This window comes from Parabacteroides sp. PH5-46 (assembly GCF_029892785.1).
In the GTDB taxonomy this organism is placed as follows: Bacteria; Bacteroidota; Bacteroidia; order Bacteroidales; family Tannerellaceae; genus DFXE01.
In genome coordinates, this window is record NZ_JARXXA010000002.1 from 73,582 (window position 1) to 97,034 (window position 23,453).

At 49.0% G+C, this 23,453-nt stretch carries 16 protein-coding genes; 10 read left to right on the top strand and 6 right to left on the bottom strand.

Annotated elements, in window-relative coordinates:
• Nucleotides 1-177: 177 nt before the first annotated feature.
• Nucleotides 178-1,077 (top strand): AraC family transcriptional regulator, encoded by a 900-nt coding sequence (locus tag M2470_RS02195; RefSeq protein WP_280743604.1) that lies wholly within the window; start codon nucleotides 178-180, stop codon nucleotides 1,075-1,077.
• 12 nt (nucleotides 1,078-1,089) lie between these two features.
• Here M2470_RS02195 and M2470_RS02200 read toward each other — a convergent pair whose 3' ends face one another.
• Nucleotides 1,090-1,923: a KilA-N domain-containing protein gene (locus M2470_RS02200; RefSeq protein WP_280743603.1), complete on the bottom strand. Its 834-nt coding sequence runs from the start codon at nucleotides 1,921-1,923 to the stop codon at nucleotides 1,090-1,092.
• A 136-nt stretch (nucleotides 1,924-2,059) separates the two neighbouring features.
• On the opposite strand from M2470_RS02200, the gene M2470_RS02205 reads away from it, so the two are divergent.
• Together M2470_RS02205 and M2470_RS02210 are read left to right on the top strand one after the other, a co-directional pair.
• Nucleotides 2,060-2,842 (top strand): HipA family kinase, encoded by a 783-nt coding sequence (locus M2470_RS02205; protein WP_280743602.1) that lies wholly within the window; start codon nucleotides 2,060-2,062, stop codon nucleotides 2,840-2,842.
• Nucleotides 2,820-3,203 carry a DUF3037 domain-containing protein gene (locus M2470_RS02210; protein WP_280743601.1) on the top strand — a complete coding sequence of 128 codons (384 nt, stop codon included), beginning with the start codon at nucleotides 2,820-2,822 and terminating at the stop codon, nucleotides 3,201-3,203. Before M2470_RS02205 ends, M2470_RS02210 begins: the two co-directional genes overlap by 23 nt.
• Here M2470_RS02210 and M2470_RS02215 read toward each other — a convergent pair.
• Entirely contained in the window at nucleotides 3,166-5,826 is a 2,661-nt protein-coding gene (locus M2470_RS02215; protein ID WP_280743600.1) for a calcium-translocating P-type ATPase, PMCA-type, read from the bottom strand. The genes M2470_RS02210 and M2470_RS02215 overlap by 38 nt on opposite strands.
• 223 nt (nucleotides 5,827-6,049) lie before the next feature.
• Here M2470_RS02215 and ahpC point away from each other — a divergent pair, with 223 nt between their 5' ends.
• Complete coding sequence (gene ahpC / locus M2470_RS02220) at nucleotides 6,050-6,616, top strand: alkyl hydroperoxide reductase subunit C (RefSeq protein WP_280743598.1); 567 nt, start codon at nucleotides 6,050-6,052, stop codon at nucleotides 6,614-6,616.
• A complete protein-coding gene (gene ahpF, locus M2470_RS02225) occupies nucleotides 6,616-8,166 on the top strand; it encodes an alkyl hydroperoxide reductase subunit F (RefSeq protein WP_280743597.1) in 1,551 nt (516 codons plus the stop codon). The genes ahpC and ahpF overlap by 1 nt, the downstream gene beginning before the upstream one ends.
• A 15-nt stretch (nucleotides 8,167-8,181) precedes the next feature.
• Here the strand turns inward: ahpF and M2470_RS02230 are convergent, their stop codons facing one another.
• From M2470_RS02230 to M2470_RS02245, 4 genes are read right to left on the bottom strand one after another with little or no spacing between them, the layout of a single operon-like run.
• A complete protein-coding gene (locus tag M2470_RS02230; RefSeq protein ID WP_280743596.1) occupies nucleotides 8,182-9,642 on the bottom strand; it encodes an MFS transporter in 1,461 nt (486 codons plus the stop codon).
• Nucleotides 9,643-9,652: 10 nt separating this feature from the next.
• Nucleotides 9,653-11,146, bottom strand: coding sequence for an altronate dehydratase family protein (locus tag M2470_RS02235; RefSeq protein ID WP_280743665.1), 1,494 nt, complete (start codon nucleotides 11,144-11,146; stop codon nucleotides 9,653-9,655).
• Nucleotides 11,143-12,582, bottom strand: coding sequence for a tagaturonate reductase (locus M2470_RS02240; RefSeq protein WP_280743595.1), 1,440 nt, complete (start codon nucleotides 12,580-12,582; stop codon nucleotides 11,143-11,145). Before M2470_RS02240 ends, M2470_RS02235 begins: the two co-directional genes overlap by 4 nt.
• 9 nt (nucleotides 12,583-12,591) lie before the next feature.
• Nucleotides 12,592-14,163, bottom strand: coding sequence for a glycoside hydrolase family 28 protein (locus M2470_RS02245; RefSeq protein ID WP_280743594.1), 1,572 nt, complete (start codon nucleotides 14,161-14,163; stop codon nucleotides 12,592-12,594).
• A 208-nt stretch (nucleotides 14,164-14,371) separates the two neighbouring features.
• On the opposite strand from M2470_RS02245, the gene M2470_RS02250 reads away from it, so the two are divergent.
• The 5 genes from M2470_RS02250 (at nucleotide 14,372) to M2470_RS02270 (ending at nucleotide 23,428) form a co-directional block, all read left to right on the top strand.
• Entirely contained in the window at nucleotides 14,372-17,527 is a 3,156-nt protein-coding gene (locus M2470_RS02250; protein WP_280743593.1) for a TonB-dependent receptor, read from the top strand.
• Nucleotides 17,528-17,538: 11 nt separating this feature from the next.
• Nucleotides 17,539-19,365, top strand: coding sequence for a RagB/SusD family nutrient uptake outer membrane protein (locus tag M2470_RS02255; RefSeq protein ID WP_280743592.1), 1,827 nt, complete (start codon nucleotides 17,539-17,541; stop codon nucleotides 19,363-19,365).
• A 378-nt stretch (nucleotides 19,366-19,743) separates the two neighbouring features.
• Nucleotides 19,744-21,402, top strand: a complete 1,659-nt coding sequence (locus M2470_RS02260) for a pectinesterase family protein (protein WP_280743591.1) — start codon at nucleotides 19,744-19,746, stop codon at nucleotides 21,400-21,402.
• A gap of 406 nt (nucleotides 21,403-21,808) precedes the next feature.
• Nucleotides 21,809-22,240 (top strand): helix-turn-helix domain-containing protein, encoded by a 432-nt coding sequence (locus M2470_RS02265; protein WP_280743590.1) that lies wholly within the window; start codon nucleotides 21,809-21,811, stop codon nucleotides 22,238-22,240.
• Between the two features lie 27 nt (nucleotides 22,241-22,267).
• Entirely contained in the window at nucleotides 22,268-23,428 is a 1,161-nt protein-coding gene (locus tag M2470_RS02270) for a DUF6261 family protein (protein ID WP_280743589.1), read from the top strand.
• Nucleotides 23,429-23,453 lie beyond the last annotated feature (25 nt).

A 23,453-nucleotide genomic window follows, 5' to 3' on the forward strand; every position in this document is an offset into this window, starting at 1 on the left:
CAAATGTCCCTCATTTTAATGGAAACGGTTTCGATTTAATCTGCCCCTCATTGGTTCAAAACAGAACGAGCAACAAGAATTAATTTACAAAAGGCTTAAATCAGGCAAAAGATCGTCCGTTTCTGATCTGTTGTTTCTTTTTTTATGTCTACCTTTACCTCCTGAAAGTAGAAACCAATGAAGAAACTAATCAACATGGAGCTGGATGAATTCCTCCGCAGAGGATCATACTTCCAGGCGTTTGAAAATGAGATTGCTATTATTGAAATGGATGGCACATTTAGCAAACAAGTAGATGTAAAGCATGATATCCCACTTCGCCTCGATGCCCTGAGTATTTTCCTTATTTGCCGGGGAGAGATGAGACTAGAAATAGACTATCGCCCCTATACCGTTTCAGCCAATTGTTTGCTCGATCTTGTAGAGCAGCACATTGTTCAGAACTTTCAGTTGTCCGAGGACTTCAAGGGCTATAATGTTGTAATATCGAGGAACTTCCTTTCAGAGTCCCTTGGTAATAACCGGACGCTCCCTTCCGACGTGATTGTTTCCAAACGAACCCATCCTACTCAGCCTATCGACCCGGAAGAAGTCCTGCTGCTCGAAGAAAGGATCAAAGGGCTCATTTATTATATACAGCAGAGTGGACACTACTTTCAGCGGAGCCTGATCATGAACCAATTTTCCATTTTCATGATGGAAATGAGCCACATCATCCGTCAGAAAGCCGGTACTAATATTGCAGCGGTAGAACTAAATAGCAAAGAACAGCTTGTCGGACGCTTCCTAGAGCTTCTCAGCCATCATTCCAGGGAACATCAAAAGGTAACTTTCTACGCTGAGGAGCTCTGCATCACGCCGGAATACCTCACCCGTATCCTCAAAGCCTTCTCCGGACGGACAGCAAACAAGTGGATTGACAATGCCCTTATGACCGAAGCCAAAATACTCCTTCGTGATCCCGATCTGAACATCCAGCAGATCGCCGATATCCTCCATTTCTCCGATCAATCCTCCTTCGGCAAATTCTTCAAAAAGCATAGCGGCAAGTCCCCCCTCGAATACCGAAAAGGGTAATGAGGTAGGAGATTAGCGAAGTTTTTTTATTGTGTTGTTGTCTAGTAGTGAGTGCATTTGAGTAATGGCGACTTTGTTTAACTGTATCAGTCGTTCACTTTGAGATAAGCCTTGTCTTAAAAGCAATGCATTGATACTTTCCAGATTACTCAATACAACTAATTGTTCTAGGGTTGCTTCATCGCGAATATTTCCAGGTTTGTCAGGGTTTGCTTCTCTCCATTCCCGGGCTGTTTTACTAAATAAAGCGACATTTAATAAATCAGCTTCACTGGCATAAACTAATCCGGCATGATAATCAGTTATTTCATCCGGAATAAGTTGTTCACGGACAGCATCTGTATGAATTCGATAGTTTATTTTTGCTATGGTACGTTGTAAATCCCATTCTAGTTGTAATCGATTGCTTTCTTCTTCTTTTAATCGTTGGAATTCTTTAATCAAAAATAGTTTAAAGACCGGATTAATAGCTGAACAAAATTCAAAAGCAATATCTTTATGAGCATACGTCCCACCATATTTTCCTTTCTTAACGTATATTCCGATAGCATTTGTTTTCTCGACCCATGTTCCTGGACTAAGAACAAAAGTTGGTAATCCAGCATGCATTTTAAAGTGGTCAAATTCGACCACTTTAAAATGTGGGTTATATAATTGCTCCCACGTTCCAAGAAATTCCAATGTTGTTCGATTTCTGATCCAGTTTTTAATAATATCTGCGGCACGTGAATCACCTTCTTTTGTATTTGCTATATCTGTAATAGATATATAATCGTTCTTCAAAGATGTTATTACTGATATTTCCACATCTTGTACCTGTATAATTTTAGCTTTAGATTTGCTCATTTTGTAAAGAATATAGTTAATTAATTTGGTTATTATCCGACAAATATAGCTTATCTCGATTTAATCGCCAAACTTAAAAGAATAGAGAAAAGACATTTTAATTCATATTCGTATCTTTAGGCGATAATATAATGCGATGGAATTACGAACAGTTAATGTAACACGGTACATCATGCCACTAAGGGAGGGAGGATCGCTCCCGGCCTTGGCAGAGGCGGATGATGGTTTTAAGTATGTGGTGAAGTTCAGAGGGGCGGGACATGGTACGAAAGCACTGATTGCCGAGCTGCTGGGTGGCGAGATTGCCCGCACGCTGGGCTTTCGGATGCCCGAGCTTGTCTTTCTGCAGCTCGACGAAGCCTTTGGACGAACGGAAGCTGACGAGGAAATACAAGACCTTCTGAAAAATAGCCAAGGGCTGAACCTCGGACTGCATTACCTGTCCGGAGCGCTTACCTTCGACCCCGTAGCTTATACTGTAGATGCCGAAATGGCCTCCCGCATTGTATGGCTGGATGCTCTGCTCACCAATGTAGACCGTACCGTACGGAATACGAATATGCTAATCTGGCACAATGAACTATGGCTGATCGACCATGGAGCTTCCTTCTTTTTCCATTACTCATGGACGGGCTGGCAGAAGCATGCGATCAGCCCCTTTGTGCAGATTAAAGACCATGCCTTATTATGGAAAGCTGCCAGGCTGGACGAAGTAGATGCCCTCTTTAAAGAACGGCTGACTGATGCGAAGATACGGGAGATAGTAGGTCTGATTCCCGATGATTGGTTGCATTGGAACGATACAGAAGAGACTCCTGAGCAGATCCGCGAGGTATACTACCGCTTCCTCTCCGAGAGAATAGCCCACTCCAACGAATTTGTAAACGAAGCCCGCCATGCAAGGAATGCACTTATATGAATACGCCGTGATCCGCGTAGTGCCCCGCGTAGAGCGTGAGGAGTTTATCAACGTAGGCTTGATCCTCTTCTGCAAGAAGGCGAAGTACATCAAGGCACAATATGAACTAAACGAGAAGAAGCTGAGCCTCTTCCCGTCGGAACTGGATATGGAATGTTTGCAGAATAGCCTCGACGCCTTCACTAAGATCTGTTCGGGGAAAGAGGCCGGAGGAACCATCGGCAGCTTCGAGATACACGAACGCTTCCGCTGGCTGACAGCCGTAAGAAGCAGCAGTATACAGACCTCACGTCCGCGTACCGGTTTCTCCTCCGATCTGGACGCTACTTTTGAGCGGCTTTACCACGAGTTAGTCTTATAACTCCCTTCACAATTTCCAGGATAGGAAGCGGAGCGATAGAGAGCCCGATTACCCAGAGCCAATGCGCGCGGTCTAGCGTGGTGAGGTGGAAAATATCGTGCAGATGAGGCACTTCTAGCACCACGATCATCAGCAAGAGTACAATGGCAAGGGCTCCCAACAATAGTTTATTGCTAAACATATTGCGGAAGGCGCTGTGTAGCTCCGAGCGCACGTTCAAGACGTGTGTGATCTGTGTGAATGCCAAGACGGCGAACGTCATCGTCTGGGCAGTCTCTACGCTGGTCTGCATACCTATCAGGAAGGCGGTAAGAGAGAGCCCGGCTATCATGATGCCCTGCAACAGGATGCGGGCGAAGAACGGACGGGTGATGAAGCCCTGTCGCGCGTCTACAGGCTTGCGCTGCATGACGTCGGGGTCGGCAGGGTCTACACTGAGGGCCAGCGCCGGGAGGCTATCCGTTACCAGATTGATCCAGAGGATCTGTATCGGGAGCAAAGGCGATGCCCAATTGGCCATGATGGCAATGAAGATAACGAGTATCTCACCTATATTTGTAGAGAGCATGAACTGAATAGCCTTGAGGATGTTGTCGTAGATGCGTCGTCCTTCCTCTACGGCTGCCACGATGGTGGTGAAATTATCGTCGGCAAGTACTACGTCGGCCGCTTCTTTAGACACATCGGTGCCGGTGATACCCATCGCGAGGCCAATGTCGGCCAGTTTGAGGGCGGGGGCATCGTTCACACCGTCTCCTGTCATTGCCACAATCTCGCCTTTACGTTGGAAGGCCTTGATGATGCGTACCTTATGCTCGGGCGAGACGCGTGCGTAGACGGAGGTTTGGTCGACTATGGCCAATAGTTCCTCGTCGCTCAGCTTGTCGAGCTCGCTGCCTGTCATGGCGGTATCCCGGGCGTTGCTATCTTCTATAATTTCCAGTGACTCGGCAATGGCAGTAGCGGTTATCTTATGGTCGCCTGTAATCATGACGGGCTTGATACCTGCGGTGCGACACTTCATAACGGCGTCTTTTACTTCCTCGCGCGGCGGGTCTATCATCCCTACCATGCCGATGAAGGTAAGCCCGTTTTCGAGTGTCTGCGGACTGATTTCGGCGGGGAGGCTGTCGATGCTCTTCCTGCCAACGCCCAATACGCGGAGGGCTTTGCCGGCCATCTTGACGTTGGCCTTGCGTATATTGTCTTTTTCGGACTCACTGAGTGGCTTTACTATGCCGTTAGAGAGGATCGAGGAGCAGCAGGCGAGTAGTTCGTCGAGGCCGCCTTTGGTATGGACAGTGAGTAGGTTGTCTTGCTTGTTTACGGTTGTCATCATTTTCCGCTCCGAGTCGAAGGGGATTTCGGCTACGCGAGGTGTTTCCTTCTCCAAGGAGTTCTTGTTGAGGTTGAAGCGGATGCCGAGGTCGAGGAAGGCTGTCTCCGTTGGGTCGCCGGTAGTCTGCCATTTGCTCTCTTCGCGGCTCAACTTGGCATCGTTGGCCAGGATAGACGATACGAGCAGCTGCTGTTGATCAGGCGAGAGCGACTCTGCCACCTCTTCGGCCCGGTTGTCGGTGAAGAGACTGACAATCGTCATGCGGTTTTGTGTAAGCGTTCCGGTTTTATCCGAACAGATCACATTGGTGCTTCCCAGCGTTTCTACCGAGGGAAGATGTCTCACGATGGCATTTTTCTTGGCCAGACGCTGTACGCCGATAGCCAGTACGATGGTTGACACGGCAGGGAGCCCTTCGGGAATAGCCGCTGCTGCCAGGCTGACCGCCGTCATGAACATGGCAAGAACCTCTCGCCCTTCCAGAATTCCGACGAGGAAGATCAAGGCGCAGATCGCGAGGGCTGCAATGCCGAGAAACTTGCCCAACTGGTCGATCTTCACCTGCATAGGCGTCTTCATATCGGGCACGGACTGGATCATGCCGGCTATTTTACCTACTTCGGTATCCATTGCGGTGGCTACTACGAGTCCCTTTCCCCGTCCGTAAGAGACCAGGGTAGAGGAGTAAGCCATATTTTCGCGGTCGCCAAGCGGCACCTCGCCTTCGATGGGTTCGGTATGTTTGGTTTCAGGGACAGACTCTCCGGTGAGGGCTGCCTCCTCTATCTTTAGATTAACAGCCTCTACGAGGCGCATGTCGGCAGGTACAAGGTCGCCCGTCTCGATGACTACGAGGTCACCTTTCACGATCTCGCGCGAAGGGATGGTCTCTACTTGTCCGTTGCGGATTACTTTTGAATAGGGGGCGGATAGCTTTTCGAGTGCCTCTAGTGATTTTTCAGCCTTCAGTTCCTGCGCTGTCCCAATGCAGGCATTGAGTATAACGATCACGAGGATAATGATGGCGTCGGTAAAGCCCTCGCCGTTCATATACCCGACCACTCCCGAGATAGCCGCAGCAATGAGTAGCACCAAAATCATGAAACTCTTGAATTGCTCGAAGAATTTGACGAGTAAGGTCTTCCTCTTTTGCTTTCGGAATTCGTTGAAGCCGTCTTGGTTCAAACGCTTTTTGGCTTCTTCACTGCTCAGGCCCTGCCGAATGTCGGCATGGACTTGTCCGGCTGCTATTTCTACCGGGACATTGTACATATTTACCTCCATACTTTACGTAGTATAACTTATTCTTGTTCAAACGATCTTTTTCCGCCTGCGAATGTAAGCAAAACATTTATATAGGAGCAGATGTTCATGCATTTCCTGACTAATTTATTTTGTCGATTGATGCATAAATAAAGTCGATTGGGATTTATTTGGGGAGCGCTTTGGACGTCTGTACTTTTGTGTCAAACAAAACTAGGTATAATAACAATAAAGATTTAACATTATGGAATCAATGATTAATGCTATCCTCCCTGAATTTAAAGTGCAGGCCTATCACAATGGCACATTCAAAACTATAACAAACAAAGACGTACTGGGCAAGTGGGCCGTTTTCTTCTTCTATCCGGCCGATTTCACTTTCGTTTGCCCCACAGAGCTGGCCGACCTGGCTGATAAATATGATTATTTACAGACGTTGGGCGTAGAAGTGTATTCGGTAAGTACCGATTCTCACTTTGTGCACAAGCAATGGCATGAGCAATCAGACAGTATCCGCAAGATTAAGTTCCCCATGCTGGCTGACACCACAGGAGTACTGAGTCGTGGCTTCGGCGTGATGATTGAAGAAGACGGAATGGCTTATCGCGGTACCTTCGTATTGAATCCGGAAGGAGTAGTTAAACTGGTAGAGATACAAGACAACTCCATAGGCCGTAATGCCGACGAGTTGGTGCGCAAAATAGAAGCAGCTCAGTTCGTGGCTTCCCATGACGGTGAGGTTTGTCCCGCTAAATGGCAAAAAGGCCAGGAGACGCTTAAGCCCAGTATCGATTTAGTAGGCAAGATCTGATGTTAGACAGTTCAATCAAGGATCAGCTACGAAGCATATTCGCTGATTTGCATGAAACGTATGTGTTGGATGCTTATGTGGCGGCGGAGCATGAGTCGAGAGAGGAGCTGTTGGCTTTTCTGGCGGATGTGGCCTCTACCTCCGATAAGATTGACTTCCGCGTGCAAGTAGGAGAAGCTCTTACCTTCTCGCTGCTGAAAAACGAGGAACCAACGGGTATTACATTCCGTGGAATCCCCGGCGGACATGAGTTCTCCTCACTACTATTGGCTATATTGAACAGCGACGGGAAGGGCAAGAACCTTCCCGATGCCTTTGTGGAAGGCCGGATTAAAGCGCTGAAAGGTTCGATACACCTGACCAGCTACATCTCACTGACGTGTACAAACTGTCCCGATGTGGTGCAGGCGCTCAATGTGATAGCTATAGTCAACCCAGTTATCTCGCACGAGATGGTAGACGGTGGGCTGAATGAAGACGAGGTAAAGCGCCTCGGAATACAGGCTGTTCCTACTGTATATGCTGATGGCGAACTAATTCACGTAGGTCGTGGTGATCTAGGCGAGTTGCTGTCAAAGCTGGAGAGCAAATATGGCTCAGACAGATCAACTGCAGAAGCTCCTGTGAGAGAATACGATGTAATTGTCATAGGCGGTGGACCGGCCGGAGCCTCATCTGCCATTTACTCAGCTCGTAAGGGACTGAAAGTAGCTGTCCTTGCCGAAAGAGTAGGGGGGCAGGTAAAGGAAACGGTAGGCATTGAAAACCTGATTTCTACACCTTTGACAACAGGCGAGCAACTGGCAGCCGATCTGAAAGCCCATATGCAGGATTACCCTATCGATATCCTGGAACACCGTACCGTGGAGAAGGTAGAATTGCTGGAAAGCAAGAAGAAAATCAGCCTGAAAGGAGGCGAAGTATTCACTACCCTTGCCTTAATCATCGCTACCGGAGCCAGCTGGCGTAAGCTGAACATCCCCGGCGAGACCGAATACACCGGAAGAGGAGTAGCCTATTGTCCGCATTGTGATGGTCCTTTCTATAAGGGTAAGCATGTGGCAGTAATTGGCGGTGGTAACTCGGGTATCGAGGCAGCCATCGACCTGGCAGGCATCTGTTCCAAGGTGACCGTGTTTGAATTTATGGAAGAATTAAAGGCAGACGGAGTCTTGCAGGACAAAGCAAGAAGTCTGGGCAACATTTCTATACACGTAAATGCCCAAACTACGGAAGTAATCGGCAATGGCGAAAAGGTAATAGGCCTCAGGGTGAAAGACCGTGCTACGGAGGAAGAAAGAGTAGTAGATCTTGATGGTGTATTCGTGCAGATTGGACTGACAGCCAACAGTACTGTCTTTAAGGATTTGGTGAAAACAAACCGCATTGGCGAGATTGAGATAGACACTCATTGCCGGACGAGCGTTCCGGGTATCTATGCAGCCGGCGACGTGGGCACTGTAGCCTATAAGCAGATCATTATTGCCATGGGCGAAGGAGCAAAAGCCGCCCTGACTGCCTTTGACGACCGAATCAGGGGGCTTTTGTAGAAATACACTAAACTATTAAATACTTATCGGTTTGTATTTGGGGACGAGTAGCTTCATCACGCACCAGCCTATCAGGTAAGCAACCGCGCAGACGGAGAAGATGATGAAGTAACCGGCTTCTATACCCTCGAAGCCCATGAATGACATGTTGCTCTGGATGGAATAGTCGAAGAGTTTGCCCGAGCTGTAGTTAATCAGCATAGAGCCGATACCTCCTGCCATCCCGCCGATGCCCGTGATAGTGGCTATGGCTGATTTGGGGAACATGTCGCCAATGGTAGAGAATATGTTGGCCGACCAGGCCTGGTGGGCAGCTCCTGCAATACCTATGATGACTACCGGTACCCAGTACGAGATATGTCCCAAAGGCTGAGCAAAGAGCGCCAGCAAGGGGAAGAAGGCAAAAATAAGCATCGCCTTCATGCGTCCGGCATAAGGATTCATTCCTTTCTTATCAACGAAGTAAGTAGGTAGCCAACCGCCTATAAGAGACAGCATGGTGATGCCATACAAGACAAAGATCGCAGCCTGTGCTTTTGGATCGGACGACGGCATGTTATAAACCGAACTCAGATAAGCCGGAGCCCAGAACAAATAGAACCACCAGACACCGTCTGTCATGAATTTGCCAAAGGCAAAGGCCCACGTCTGTTTAAAACCAAAGCATTCGAGAAAAGACAGTTTGCGATGTTGAGCTTGTTCTACTTTTTCCTCAGTATTATTGTGAGATGTTTCATCTTGCTGAATGTAGGCGAGCTCAGCCGCGTTCACCTTGGAGTTTGCTTCAGGCTTCTTGTAGACAAACACCCAGAAACCCATCCATACAAATCCCAGCGCGCCGATAATAATGAAGGCCATTTCCCATCCATACAGCTTGGCGATCACCGGAATGGTAAGGGGAGCCAGTAAAGCGCCGATCTGTGCCCCAGCATTGAAGATACTGGTGGCAAAACCCCGGTCTTTTTTGGGGAAATACTCGGCCGTAGCCTTAATAGCTGCCGGAAAGTTACCCGCCTCGCCCAAAGCAAGTACCAAACGAGAGAAAATGAAGAGCATCACGCTGACATTAATCACTTTGCCAACGTCGCCCACGGTAGCAATGGCGTCACGCGCACCTTCAAAGCCTACCGCCCAGTTGCCGGTGGTAATACCCGAGGTTGCTATTCCGCAAAAGGCATGCAAACAGGCACCGAGCGACCATACACCAATCGCCCAGAGGAACCCCTTCTTGGTATCGAGCCAATCGACAAACCTTCCGGCAAACAACATGCAAAGGGCATAGAATCCGGAGAAGAAAGTGGTAATGTACCCGTAGTGCGTATTGGTCCAGTGAAACTCGGGGGCTATAAAATCCATCCACGTGAGCGATAATACCTGCCTGTCCATGTAGTTGATGGTAGTAGCAAAGAAAAGCATGGCGCAGATGGTCCAACGATAGTTGGTCATTTTCTGTTGAGAGCTTGTTGATATATTCATGTTGTTAGTATTAAAGTGTTACGCCGGTCTTGAAGATGGCGATTTCCCTGTAGTTGTTCTTCTCATTATTGGTTGGAGCACCGTTTGCCATATCGAGGATAAAGCGGACGAAGCGTTTGTGCAACGACTCCATGCTCTCACCTTCTAGCAATGTCCCGGCGTTGAAGTCAATCCATCCCGGCTTGCGGATAAACAGGTGGCTGTTGGTGGATATCTTAACGGTGGGGACAAAGGTCCCGAAAGGTGTACCTCTCCCCGTGGTGAAGAGCACGACATGGCAGCCTGCCGAAGCAAGCGCAGTGCTGGCAACCAGGTCGTTCCCCGGTGCGCTGAGCAGGTTGAGGCCTCTTGTACTTAAACATTCGCCGTAGGAGAGTACGTCCCTGACGATGGCACTTCCGGCCTTCTGTGTGCAGCCCAGGGATTTCTCCTCGAGGGTGGAAATCCCACCCGCTTTATTGCCCGGCGAGGGGTTCTCGTATATTGGCTGCTTGTTCTCGATGAAGTAGGACTTGAAGTCATTAATCAAACGGACGGTTTTATTGAAAACGGCCTCCGATTCGCTCCTGTTCATGAGGATTGTTTCCGCACCGAACATCTCGGGCACCTCCGTAAGGACGGTAGTACCTCCCTGTGCCACCAGAAAGTCGGAGAACACACCCAGCAGAGGGTTGGCCGTGATGCCGGAGAAGCCGTCGGAGCCTCCGCACTTCAGGCCGACCCGCAATTCTCCTATCGGAATGTCCGTGCGGGTATCTTTTATTGCAATGTCGTATAACTCACGGAGTATTTGCATACCGGTTTCCAGCTCGTCGTCTACCTTTTGGGTTTCCATGAAGCGAATGCGCTGCGTGTTGAGGTTCTCTCCGAGGAATTCGCGGAAAGCTCCGATCTGGTTGTTCTCGCAACCCAAGCCTACCACCAATACACCTCCCGCGTTTGGGTGGAGCACCAGGTCTTTCAGTATCTTGCGGGTGTTCTCGTGGTCATCTCCCAACTGAGAGCAGCCGTAATTGTGGGGATAAGCCACTATGGCATCTATGCCGACGCCTTGCGTCTCCCTGCGGAGCATATCGGCCAACTGCTGCGTAATGCCGTTCACACAACCTACGGTCGGAACAATCCAGATTTCGTTACGGATACCCACATCGCCATTCTCACGCCGATAGCCTTTAAAGGTGATATTCTCCTTTGCCGGTAAAGACGGAGTAGGCTGTGGATGAAAACTATACTCTTGTAGTCCCTCTAGGTTGGTCTTGATGTTTGTTTCGTTCACCCATTCTCCCATGGCAATGGGTTGGAGGGCATGTCCGATAGGGTCGCCATACTTGATGATGTTCTGACCGGATCGGAAGTCCTGCAAGGCGATCTTATGTCCGGCAGGAATGTCTTGCTTTAAGACGATTGTCTTCCCGCTGATGTGAAGCAACTCTCCAGAGGGAAGGTCTTCTACTGCTACGGCTACATTGTCAGCCGGATTGATGTGAATGTACTTAAGCATCAGATAATTTCTTTTACAACTTGGAGCATTCCCTTGTCCTGAATTTGCTGTAGATATAGTTCAAGCATATCGGTGAGGCCGGGAACCAGGTTCAGATCCTCTCCCCAGATAGAAGCGGCTGCCAGAACCCCTTCCGCCACCTTGCGGGTGGAGCCCGTAGCCCAGAGATCTTTCAGCAATTGCATGATCTCGGCGGCATCGTTGGGTTCGCATTTCGCGCCATCGGTACGCGTGCCACCTTTATAATAGGTGATAATCGCAGCAAGTCCCAAAACCAGGCCCTTCGGAAGTTCCCCTTTACGTTGGAGATATATCTTCAGGCCCGGAAGATCACGGGTTTCATATTTGGGGAAGGAGTTGAGCATGATAGACACTACCGAATGATCGACAAAAGGATTGTTGAAGCGTTCCAATACGTCATTAGCGAAGCGGACAAGCTCATCCTTAGGAAGATCCAGTGTTTCCAACAGTTCGTCGAACATCACCTTGTGGATATATCTATCCAACACCTCATGCTGACAGGCATCACGCACAATGTCTACTCCCGAAAGGTATGAGACAGGTGCTAATACGGTGTGAGGGCCGTTCAGCAAGGTTACTTTTCGCTGATGATACGGCTCTTCGCTAGGAACGAACAATACGTTGAGTCCTGCCCGGTCTGCCGGAAACTCCTTGGCTACCGATTGCGGAGCCTCAATGACCCACAGATGGAATACCTCTGCCTGGACAACCAGGTTGTCGTTATAGCCCAACTTTTCCTTGATAGTGTCGATCTCCTTGCGGGGGAATCCTGGGACAATCCTGTCTACGAGTGTGGCGTACACACCGCATGCCTCTGTAAACCAGGTCTTGAAGTCATCACCAAGCGCCCATAGCTCGATATACTGATAGATGGTTTCCTTGAGCTTGTGCCCATTGAGGAAGATCAACTCGCAGGGAAAGATGATGAGTCCTTTATTTTTATCTCCGTTGAATGTTTTATATCGGTGATAGAGCAACTGAGTAAGCTTGCCGGGATAGGAGGACGCCGGAGCATCATCTGCCTTGCAAGACGGGTCGAACGTGATACCCGCTTCGGTAGTATTGGAGATTACAAAGCGCATCTCCGGTTGCTCAGCCAGTTTCAGGTAAGCCTCGAAATCAGCATAAGGATTCAAAGCGCGGCTGATTACGTCTACCTTCGTCAGGCTGTTTACCTTTTCGCCTTTCTCTAATCCTTGCAGATTTACGTGGTAGAGGCAATCTTGCTCATTGAGCATATCAATCATACCGTTCTCTATAGGCTGTACGACAACAACACTGCTATTGAAGTCTGTTTTATCGTTCATCACCTGAATCATCCAGTCGGCAAATGCGCGCAGGAAGTTACCTTCCCCAAACTGAATAATACGTTCAGGATAAGAAGCCTTATTGGCTGTATCTTTGTTTAATGCTTTCATGGTGATATCTTAGTTGTTAATATTAAATGCTTTGCTGTTGGTGTTGGGGATTGTTTTCCCGTCGATGGTTACATTGCTCGAATGTTTTAGCGAGATCTTCGGCCCTTTCTCCGGGTAGATGCGAACGTTTTTCAGGCTTACCCCTTCGGCTTGTGATAACTCAGCTCCGATCTTGGAAGTGATAGTCACATTTTCTACCGAGATATGCTTGATTTTCATTTCCGGCAGCCCATTGAAGAACATCGCACGACGCGCTCCATCGCAACAGACATTCTTGATGTGAATATTGCGGAAGGAGGGAGTTTCCTCAGTTACGGGTGGAATGCTGTTGTTGATGCTGCGGCCTTCCTCCAGATCTTCCATCGCTGACTTCCCACTGTAGTAGAGGTCAAATAGCAAAGGCTCGGTGGGAATATTAATCATGTTGATATTCTCTATCCAGATATTCTCTACAATGCCTCCGCGTCCTCTTGTACTTTTAAAACGGAGTCCTACATCTGTTCCGAGGAACATGCAATCCGCTACATATATATTATTAACACCTCCCGACATTTCGCTTCCTACTACAAATCCTCCATGCCCGTGAAGTACGGTATTATTTTTGATAATTACATTACGGCAAGCCTCATTTCTATCTCTGCCGTCTTTGTCTTTGCCCGACTTAATGCAGATCGCATCATCGCCCACATCAAACAGATTGTTTATAATCAACGCCCGGTTGCAGGATTCGAGGTCGAGTCCGTCCCCATTTTGAGAGTACCAGGGATTAAATACATTCAGCCCGTCGATAATTACATTTTCGCAAGATAGCGGATGCAGACACCAGGCCGGAGAATTGCGGAAAGTAACCCCTTCCATCAAAACGTTGGTACATCTTACAAAACTAACCATCACAGGACGCAGCCAATGATGAATCGCTTCCCACTCGGCATCTGTCGACAGGTTCTCAGGATTATTGAATGAGTCACTGATATCGTGCCCCCTCTTGGATTCCTCGCTCGGATACCAGGTGCCGCCATCTTCATCAATGATACCTCCGGAGGCAACCAATGAGCGCCATTGACTTTCGGGTAATTTCCCTTTCTTCACAAATCTCCAGGCATCGCCCGAGCCGTCGAAAACACCTTTGCCTGTAATGGCGATATTCTGCTCACCCTTTGCATAGATAGGAGAGGTAGAGCGGCGGGTATTCAGTCCCTCGAAAGAAGTTTCAATAATAGGGTATCGTTTATGATCCGGATCGAAGATAACCAAGGCGTTCTCTTCGGCATGCAGATTAATATTGCTTGATAGATAAATGGGCCCGGTTTTCCATATCCCGGCAGGGATAACAACTTTCCCGCCTCCCTTTTCCGATGTTTCCCTGATGGCTTTTTGTATCGCTTCGGTGTTATCGGTGATTCCGTCGCCCTTGGCTCCGAAGGCTTCTATCGATACTGTGCGATCAGGAAAAACAGGACATTCCGGACTCTCCATCTGAAAAGGTACCCCTGTCATATATTTTTCATAAATGTTTGCGAAACCGGTATATGCAAAGACGAATAAACCAGCAATAAAGAAAATAATCTTTCGTGTTTCCATGTTACACCCCTAATAATGTTACTACTTGCTTTTATTCTGCAAGTATATTTATAATGTATTTCTTCGAGTGTGACATATTGGTTTTTCATATCGATTTTTTGGTTTATACCAATTTTTTCACACAAATGAACAATCTTTTCACATCGGCCCGATTTATACCTTATACATTTGCAGCAAATCGACAAAATGTTAATTAAATCTATTTACCATGAATAGAAAAATGAGAGTTAAAGAATGGCACAAAGGAATCCTTGCATTCTTCTTGTGTATGATTAGTGTGGTTGCTTTTGCTCAGGGACGCCAGGTTACAGGTGTCATCACTGATGCTACAACCGGAGAACCCATGATTGGGGTGAATGTATTGGTTAAGGGTACAACCAACGGTACCATTACTGATTTTGATGGAAATTATGCCATATCAGACGTTCCTGCCAATGCAACATTAGTGATTTCCTATATCGGTTACCTCACGCAAGAGCTACCGGCAGGAAATAATTCAGTTATTAATGTATTACTGAAAGAAGACACACAGTCACTGGAAGAAGTTGTGATTGTTGGGTACGGGGTACAAAAGAAAAGTGACCTTACAGGAGCTATCTCCAGCGTATCGTCCGAGCGTATCTCCTCTATTGGTACCTCTTCGGTAATGAGCGCCCTTCAGGGATCTACTCCGGGGGTTGATATCTCTACGAACTCAGCGCGTCCGGGATCCAGTTTCTCTATCCAGATTCGTGGGCAGAACTCCTTGAACGCAGGAAACCCTCTATACGTAGTAGATGGCATAGTGAAAGATGACATCGACTTCCTGAACCCGGCCGATATCGAGAAGATAGACATCCTGAAGGATGCTTCCTCTACCGCTATCTACGGATCACGCGGATCAAACGGGGTCGTAATTGTGCAGACAAAGAATGCCTCCTCCACTACCTCCAAGCTGAATATATCCTATGACGGATATTACGGCGTTCGCAAGATCGCCCGTGTTCCCGACTTCATGGACGGACGCGAAAACATCGACTACCGTACCTCTCGCTACTATAGCTGGGACGGAAGCAAGTACATCCTGAAAGATGCCGACAAGCGCGCCATCCTTCAGAATTCCACAAACATCAATTCATACCTGTACAATGAAAACTATGTGGATTGGTTGGATCTGGGAACACAAGACGGTTCACAGCAGAATCATTACATCACGCTGGCTGGAAGCAGTAGCGATATCAACTACAGCCTCGGACTTGGTTTCCAGAACGAAGAAGGTAACTTCATCAATGAAGAGATGAAGCGCTACGTCCTCAGAGGATCTATCAATCACAAGGCGAGCAAGTACTTCAGCACAGGAGCCAACTTCACACTTTCGCACACCATCACCAACGATGGTTCCGAAAACGGCTATCGCGACCTCTTGCGTATGCAACCGTTCTTCAGTGCCTACGACGAAGAAGGCGAATTGATCCGTCAGCCGGGTATTGCAGCCAATATCAAAGGATCAGGTAACTTTACCTCTTCAGGCAATCCCTTGCTTGAGATCGAAAACAGCTCAGACGAAACCCGCCGCTTCGACGTACTAGCCAGTTTCTTTGCCGAACTGAAACCGATGGACGGTTTAATACTGAAAACGACATTCTCTCCCGACCTTAATTACCGCAGAGAAGGCTGGTATCGTCCGAAGACAGCGGACCGTTCACAAGATATAGGACAAACCGAACCGCGCGAACGCTTCTCCTGGACATGGGACAACGTGGCCACCTACATGAAAACCTTTAACGAATTACATAACCTGAACGTTACATTGATCCACTCTGTTTACAAGACACAAACAGAACTGTTGAGAGTGAACTCCAACAACTATCCCTACGTGTCCTTATGGTACAATGTATTCAATGGCACCATGGTAATGGGTAACTCAAGTAGTGAATACTCACAAAGCACCATGATCTCATACGCAGCACGTGCCAACTACGACTACGCAGGTAAGTATATGGTTACAGGAACCGTTCGTTACGACGGTAGCTCCAAATTAGCGGATAAATGGGCAGCCTTCCCATCGGCAGCTGTTGCATGGCGTCTTTCGGAAGAAGATTTCATGAAGGACATCAACTGGCTTGATAACCTGAAGGCGCGCGTGAGCTTCGGTTACTCCGGTAACAACAACGGAGTAAACGCCTACGGCACCCAGATGACTCCCAACACCAGCACCAACATCTATTACGACTTCGACGGCTCCGTACTCTCCGGTTTCGGAACAGGGACTCCTGTCAATCCGAACCTCACATGGGAGAAAACACGCGAGTGGAACGCAGGTATCGACTTTGGTATCTTCGGCGGACGCATCAACGGATCGATTGACTTCTACGACAAGCTGTCCGACCACCTCTTGATGAAGCGCATGCTAGCCATCGAGTCCGGAGTTGAAAGCATGACCGACAATATCGGATCCGTCAACAACCGAGGCGTCGAGGTAGCATTGAACACAGTAAACGTTCGCTCGAAAGACTGGGAATGGAGAACATCCTTCACCTTCGCACACAACAAAAACGCCATCCGAAGCCTCTACGGAAAGAAAGATGACGTGGTAGGTGAATCCCGATTCATCGGAAAGCCCATCAATGTAATATTCGATTACAAAGTAAATGGTGTATACAGCCAGGCAGAATGGGAATCCATGAGCGCCGACCAACGCAAAAATATGGCAGCCACCCAACCGGGATACGCCAAGGTAGTGAACACAAACTGGTTGAGCTATCGCGATGGCGAAGAAGGTAACGACAAGATCGACACATACGACCGTACCATCCTCGGACAGGTTGATCCGAAGTGGACAGGAAGCCTTACTTCATACCTACGATTCCGCGACTTCGACTTTTCATTCAATATCTTCACCCGTCAAGGGATGTTGGTAAGCGATTACTTCTCTGCCGAGTTCGTGGGAGCAGCCACCAGCGACCGTGGACGTAAGAAAGTAAACTTCGACTACTACGTTCCGGCAGGTGTCCCCCGCTACGACTGGTCGAACTTCACCATCGACGAAGACGGACAGCCTTGGGCAAACATGGGAACCTCTACCGAGAATGCCAATGCCAAATACCCCGTACACGGAATGACCGGACAGTACTACGGCAACAACGGACGCTATCAGAAAACCTCCTTTGTAAAGGTACGCAATATCACGGTAGGCTATTCCTTGCCGCGCACGCTCATCAGTAAGGCTCACCTTACACAGGCACGTATATATTTCAATGTATTGAATCCGTTTACCTTCACCGACTATATCGGATGGGATCCTGAATTTGCCACTACTACACTTGCAAACGGTAACGGTCCTTCTTCTGTGACATATCAGGTGGGTGTTAACTTGAAATTTTAAATCAGATCATCATGAAAAGAATAATAGCATTATTAACGTCCATCATCCTCTTTACCAACTGTAGCGGGTTCCTGGACGAAGAAAACAAAGCCGGTATCACAAACGAAGATTTGTACAGCACCGTAGAAGGATACGAAACCCTACGCATCAACGCATACAGCAATTTAAGACTGCTGTATGAAGAAAAGCCCTATCTCTTCCTGGCAGGGACAGACCTCTATCAAATGCCTCGTAACGTATACGACCACGGTATCTATACCTACGAACACCTCTATAAGAACGATGGCGATGTAAAGACATTCTACAAGAACGCATACACCATCATACAGGCAGTCAACGCAGCCGAGTACTACCTCGACATCGCGCCATTGACCGACGCCAACAGAAGCCTCTACAAGGCAGAGTACGACTTTATCAAAGGGTTCGTTCACTTCCTCTTGGTTGAGCAGTTCGGAGGAATCGTTATCAACGATGAGTTCACACAGTCTCCCCGTATCGAAATCCCTCGTTCCTCCTTGGAAGAGTCCTATAAATATGTAATAGAGAAGTTCCAGAGTGCCTTGAGCGGAGGTATCCCTCAAACAAGCAAAGACGGCTCTATCTGCAAAGACATCGTAAACCATTATCTGGCAAAAGCCCATCTTACACGCGGCTGGGACTTGAACAACGCAAGCGATTTCGCCGAAGCAAAGAAATACGCAGCACAAGTCATCAACACCCGGGGCAATCTGAAGTACACCATGGAAGAGCTATGGAGCCCCGACAATGAAAACAACGACGAGGTAATCTTCGCCATACAGTACGATGCCAACTCAATCGCTACCAACGAAAAGGGTAACGACCAGGAATCACTCTTCGGCCCCTATCTGGGAGGCTCCGAAAGAGGGCACAAGTACATGACCACGCAGCTATACCCCTCGTGGGCAGCTCACTCATGGTTCGGCAAAAACGATGCCCGTTACGAAGCCACTTTCATGCTCACCATTTGGGAGCACTACTACGACTACTACCAAGGCAAGGCCGACCCCGCCGTGAACTCCGTGACAGCCATCTACCCCCGCGTATGGGACAAGGATAAAGCCGAAGAAATGTTCAACGACTACAAGGCACTCACCGGCGACGACACGGCCAAAGGCGTATTCCAGGAAGTATCCCTTACCGACGAAGGCAAACTGCGCGAAGGCGTTGCCGAATTCGTTAGCAAATGGTGTCCAGGCTTCGAAGACGTAATCATCAAGAACGCGCAAAGCTCTACAGGCGTCAACTACCTGCGCGTCTATCCGTTTATCGAAAGCAAAGCCACGCAGGTAGCCAATGAAACCTACTGGCGGAGCGGATACATCAGCGACTACTGTCAGCCGGTAATCAAGAAGTTCGACCTCGGCAAGCTCGTTACCTTCCACCAGCGTCAGAGCTACCGCGACGTCGTACTCGCCACCCTTTCGGAAACCATGTTCCTCTACGCCGAGGCTTGCATTGCCGAAGGAAACTATAACGAAGCAGAGACTTACATCAACAAGGTGCTGGCACGCCCGGGCAATGCAAAAGATGGAGGCACGCTCTCCATCTCATTGCCCACCTCGAAAGAGGCAGCCCTGGAAACCTACCTCAAGGAAACAGGCAAGGAACTCCTCGGACAATACTGCGGACGCTGGCCCGAGTTACGTCGCACCCAGATGCTAAAAACAATGTATTACAAATATAACTACGATTACCTGACAGTTCTCAGCAAATCCAATGCCGATCCAATCGGTCAGAAACTCTATCGCCCCATTCCACAAGACGCGATAGACCTGAACGACGCGCTCACAGAAGCTGATCAGAATCCGGGTTATTAGTCTTTAAGGTTATCTAATCACTAATGATGCATGCAGGAAGCCCAAAATATTTTTGGGCTTCCTTATTGGATGTATCAAAGCGATTCAACCGGAACGGTTGTTAATCTCGGTAGCCCGTTGCTATGGTTCAACCGGAACGGTTGTAATCTTGGTAGCCCGTTGCTTTAGCATCGGGATAACGGATAACCACCCCCATTGTGCGTGCCGAAGGTACGCTATCTTGACGATCATTGACAAACTATTAATATAGCGTACCTTCGGCACGCATAGGATATAGGGTGATGTACCTATCCCGTTACCCCGAAGCTAAAGCAACGGGCTACCAAGATTACAACCGTTCCGGTTGAATGCTATTATCTATAAATATAATATCGACATATGAATAAGAAACTAATTACAATAGGCATCTGTTTGCTGGCGCTTCTGGCTTTTAGGGCGGAGGAGGCGGGGCGCGTTACGATCTTTATGATCGGGGATTCCACTATGGCGAACAAGGCGCTTACGGGAGGCAATCCCGAAAGGGGGTGGGGGCAGCTCTTGCCAGGCTTCTTCTCCGAAGAGGTTACTATCTGCAACCATGCCGTCAACGGCCGCAGCACCAAGAGCTTCATCAGCGAAGGACGGTGGGACGAGGTACTCTCACGCCTACAGTCCGGCAACTACGTGTTCATACAGTTTGGGCACAATGACCAGAAGGAAGACGAAGCCCGCCACACCGATCCCGGCTCTACCTACGATGCCAACCTCCGGCGCTTCGTGAGCGACGCCCGATCCCGTGGAGCCATCCCCGTGCTCTTCACGCCCATCGTGCGGAGGCATTTTACCGAAACGGGCGAGCTCACCGATACACACACCGCCTACACCCTGGCCGTACGGAAGGTAGCCGCCGAACAGAAAGTACCCCTTGTAGACCTCAACAGCCTATCGCACCAGTGGATACAAACGCTGGGCGACAGCGCCTCCAGAGACTACTTCGTATGGATAGAGCCGCACACCCTGGCCTGCTGTCCCGAAGGAAAGGAAGACAATACCCACTTGAATGTCAAAGGAGCCAAAGCCATTGCCTCCCTTGCCGTGAGTGAGTTGCAAAACACCCTCCCCGCCCTGAAGCCCTATGTCAGGCAGTACGATTTTGTGGTGGCGAAAGACGGCTCGGGCGACTTCTTCACCATACAAGAGGCCATCAACGCCGTGCCCGACTACCGCAAGAACGGACGCACACGCATCCTCCTACGCAAGGATAGCTACAAGGAGAAACTAATCATCCCCGAAAGCAAAATCAACGTATCGCTGATCGGAGAGAGCGGAACCGTCATCCTCTTCGACGACTACGCCCAGAAGAAGAACATCTTTGGTGAAGAGAAGTCCACCTCCGGCTCTTCCACCTGCTACTTCTATGGTGACAATCTCTATGCCGAGAACATCACCTTCCAGAACACCTCGGGCCCCGTAGGGCAGGCCGTTGCCATGTTTGTAGCCGGCGACCGCACGGTCTTCCGCCGCTGCCGCTTCCTGGGTTTTCAGGATACCCTCTACACCTATGGCAAACAAAGTCGTCAATACTATGAAGACTGCTACATCGAAGGCACCGTAGACTTTATCTTCGGCTCCTCTACCGCCGTCTTCAACCATTGCACCATCCACAGCCTCACCAAGGGATACCTCACCGCCCCCTCCACTCCCGAAGGACGGGCCTACGGATACGTATTCCTCGACTGCCGGATGACAGCCAAGGAGGGAGTAGACCGTGTGTACCTCTCGCGACCCTGGCGACCCTTCGCCAAAGCCGTCTTCATCCGTTGCCACCTTGGCGCACACATCCTGCCCGAAGGCTGGCACAACTGGAACAAAAAAGAGGCCGAGCAAACCATCTTCTATGCCGAATACGAAAGCAGCGGAGAGGGAGCCAACCCCGCCGCCCGAGCCCCCTTCTCTTCCCAGCTGAAAGACATCAGCCTATACACCATAGAGCATATCCTGGCAGGAGAAGACGGATGGAATCCCCAAAAAGACCCCGAAACCCTGATATTGCAATAATACCCGAGCGCGCACCGAAGTATTGCGCGGAGGTTCAAACAATACTCAAACCGCCACTTGAGTATTACCTAAATGTTAAAACAATACCCGAGCCGCCACTTGAGTATCACCTAAATGTTAAAACGATACTCAAAACCGCATCTGAGTATTGTTTGGTAAACGAAACGATACATCGGCGCGCGCCAGTGTATCGTTTCAACACTGAAACGATACTCAAAACCCAAATCGAGTATCGTTTTAACATTTAAATGATACTCAAAACCCGAATCGAGTATTGTTTTTGAAAAAGATAATACCCAAAACATAAAATAACAACTTTTAAGATATTATTTATTCTCAATTCTTTATCTTGCTGCAATCCTCTAAGGATGAATTACTAAGTACTAGAAATAAAACTCAATTATCTATGAGCACAATCAAAAAAATCTCGCTCGATGACATTTGGACGCCTCCCGTAAATGATTTCACCCCCCTGAAGCCTTCGGGCAATGAGGTGATAGACAATTATGGCGAACAAGTGCGTGCACGTCGTCACGATCATCTACGCTATTTCGCCCAGAGTATGGGCCTTACGCTGGATGAATTAAACAACACCATGAAGAGCTTTACCGACTACACGGCAGCTTCCTTCAAAGACTATCTGGTGTCGTACGACGCGCAATGGATGTTGCTACACAGCATGATGTCTATCAAAGAGATAGCCAAAAAGCTAGGGTTCAGCAACGGTTCGGTCTTCTACTCCTTCTTCCGAAGGATGAAAGGCATCTCTCCTACGGAATACCGCAAAGGCCATCGCAAGGTGGAAAAAACGGTAGACTATAAGATTACCTACTTCTAATAACCTCCGATCTAAATTACCTATCGTATGAAAAAAGTAATTGCTCACATGGGATTGCTCGGCGACCTGACCAATGCCGAACACTTTGACACCCACGAGGCCATCATCGAGTATGGAACTACAAAACATGCCTTGATTCCCGGCTTTACAGCTAAATGGACGGTATATGCTGCCGACTTTCAGATCGAAATAGACGAATTTAATCAAAGCATGCGGCAACCCGCCACCGAGGAAATCGCCGAAGCCGATGCCCTGCGCGACGAGAGCTTTCAGCAAGTGAAACGCACCGCCGACTACTACGCCTTCAGCCGTATAGAAGCCAAAAAGGCGGCAGGCATCCTCTTGCAAAAGCGGCTGGAAACCTACAAAGGCGCCGGCGAGGAAGCCTACACCAAGAACTCGGCACTGATTACCAAGCTACTGATCGACCTGAGGAAGCCGCGTTATGCCGAAGCCATTCAAGAGCTTGGCCTGGAAGCCGAGCTGGTGATACTGGAAACGCAGAACAATCGGGTGAAGTCCCTCTATCGTACGCGGGCACAGGCATTGAAAATCATCGAGCAGCGGAAAATGGCCGAGGCACGCCGCGCCGTAGACCTCTCCTTCAGCGCTGTGGCAGACGCCCTGGTGGTGAGCCACGAAAACACGCTGATGGTAACGCCCGACTCGGAACTGGTTACCATCACCGGGAATTTCATCGACGTAATCAATGCCTACCTGTCCACAGCATCCGACAACCTGGCGCGGCACACGCTTCGCTCGGGCAAGGAAATTCCGGACGATTTCAACCCGCCTGCTCCGCCTGACCCCCCCGGCCCGGTACACCTGGAGATAGCCGAGCAGGTTACCTACGAAGAAGAGACAATGGGCGGACTCAAAATGAGCCTCCGGGCGCAGCATCCCAACATCTTCAACAGGCTGATGCCCCCCACGGCACTGGGTGGCGTAGTGCGGATGCTCAGTGAACGCGATGAGGTGCGCGATTTCCCCATCATCGAGTTCATGATGTCTGACGACGAAGACGATCCGAAGGTGATCGGACTGGTGCTGGCACCCTTCAAGGAGACTGCCTACTTCCTGGTGCCCTTCGAGGGTGAAAGAGACGGCCCGGTAACGGTGCTGAAAGACGATGAGGTGCTGGTCATCCTCGACGGAGTATCCAGCCCCATGTGTACTACCTTAGACTAAAAGTACAGGAAGCGGTCAGTAAGAT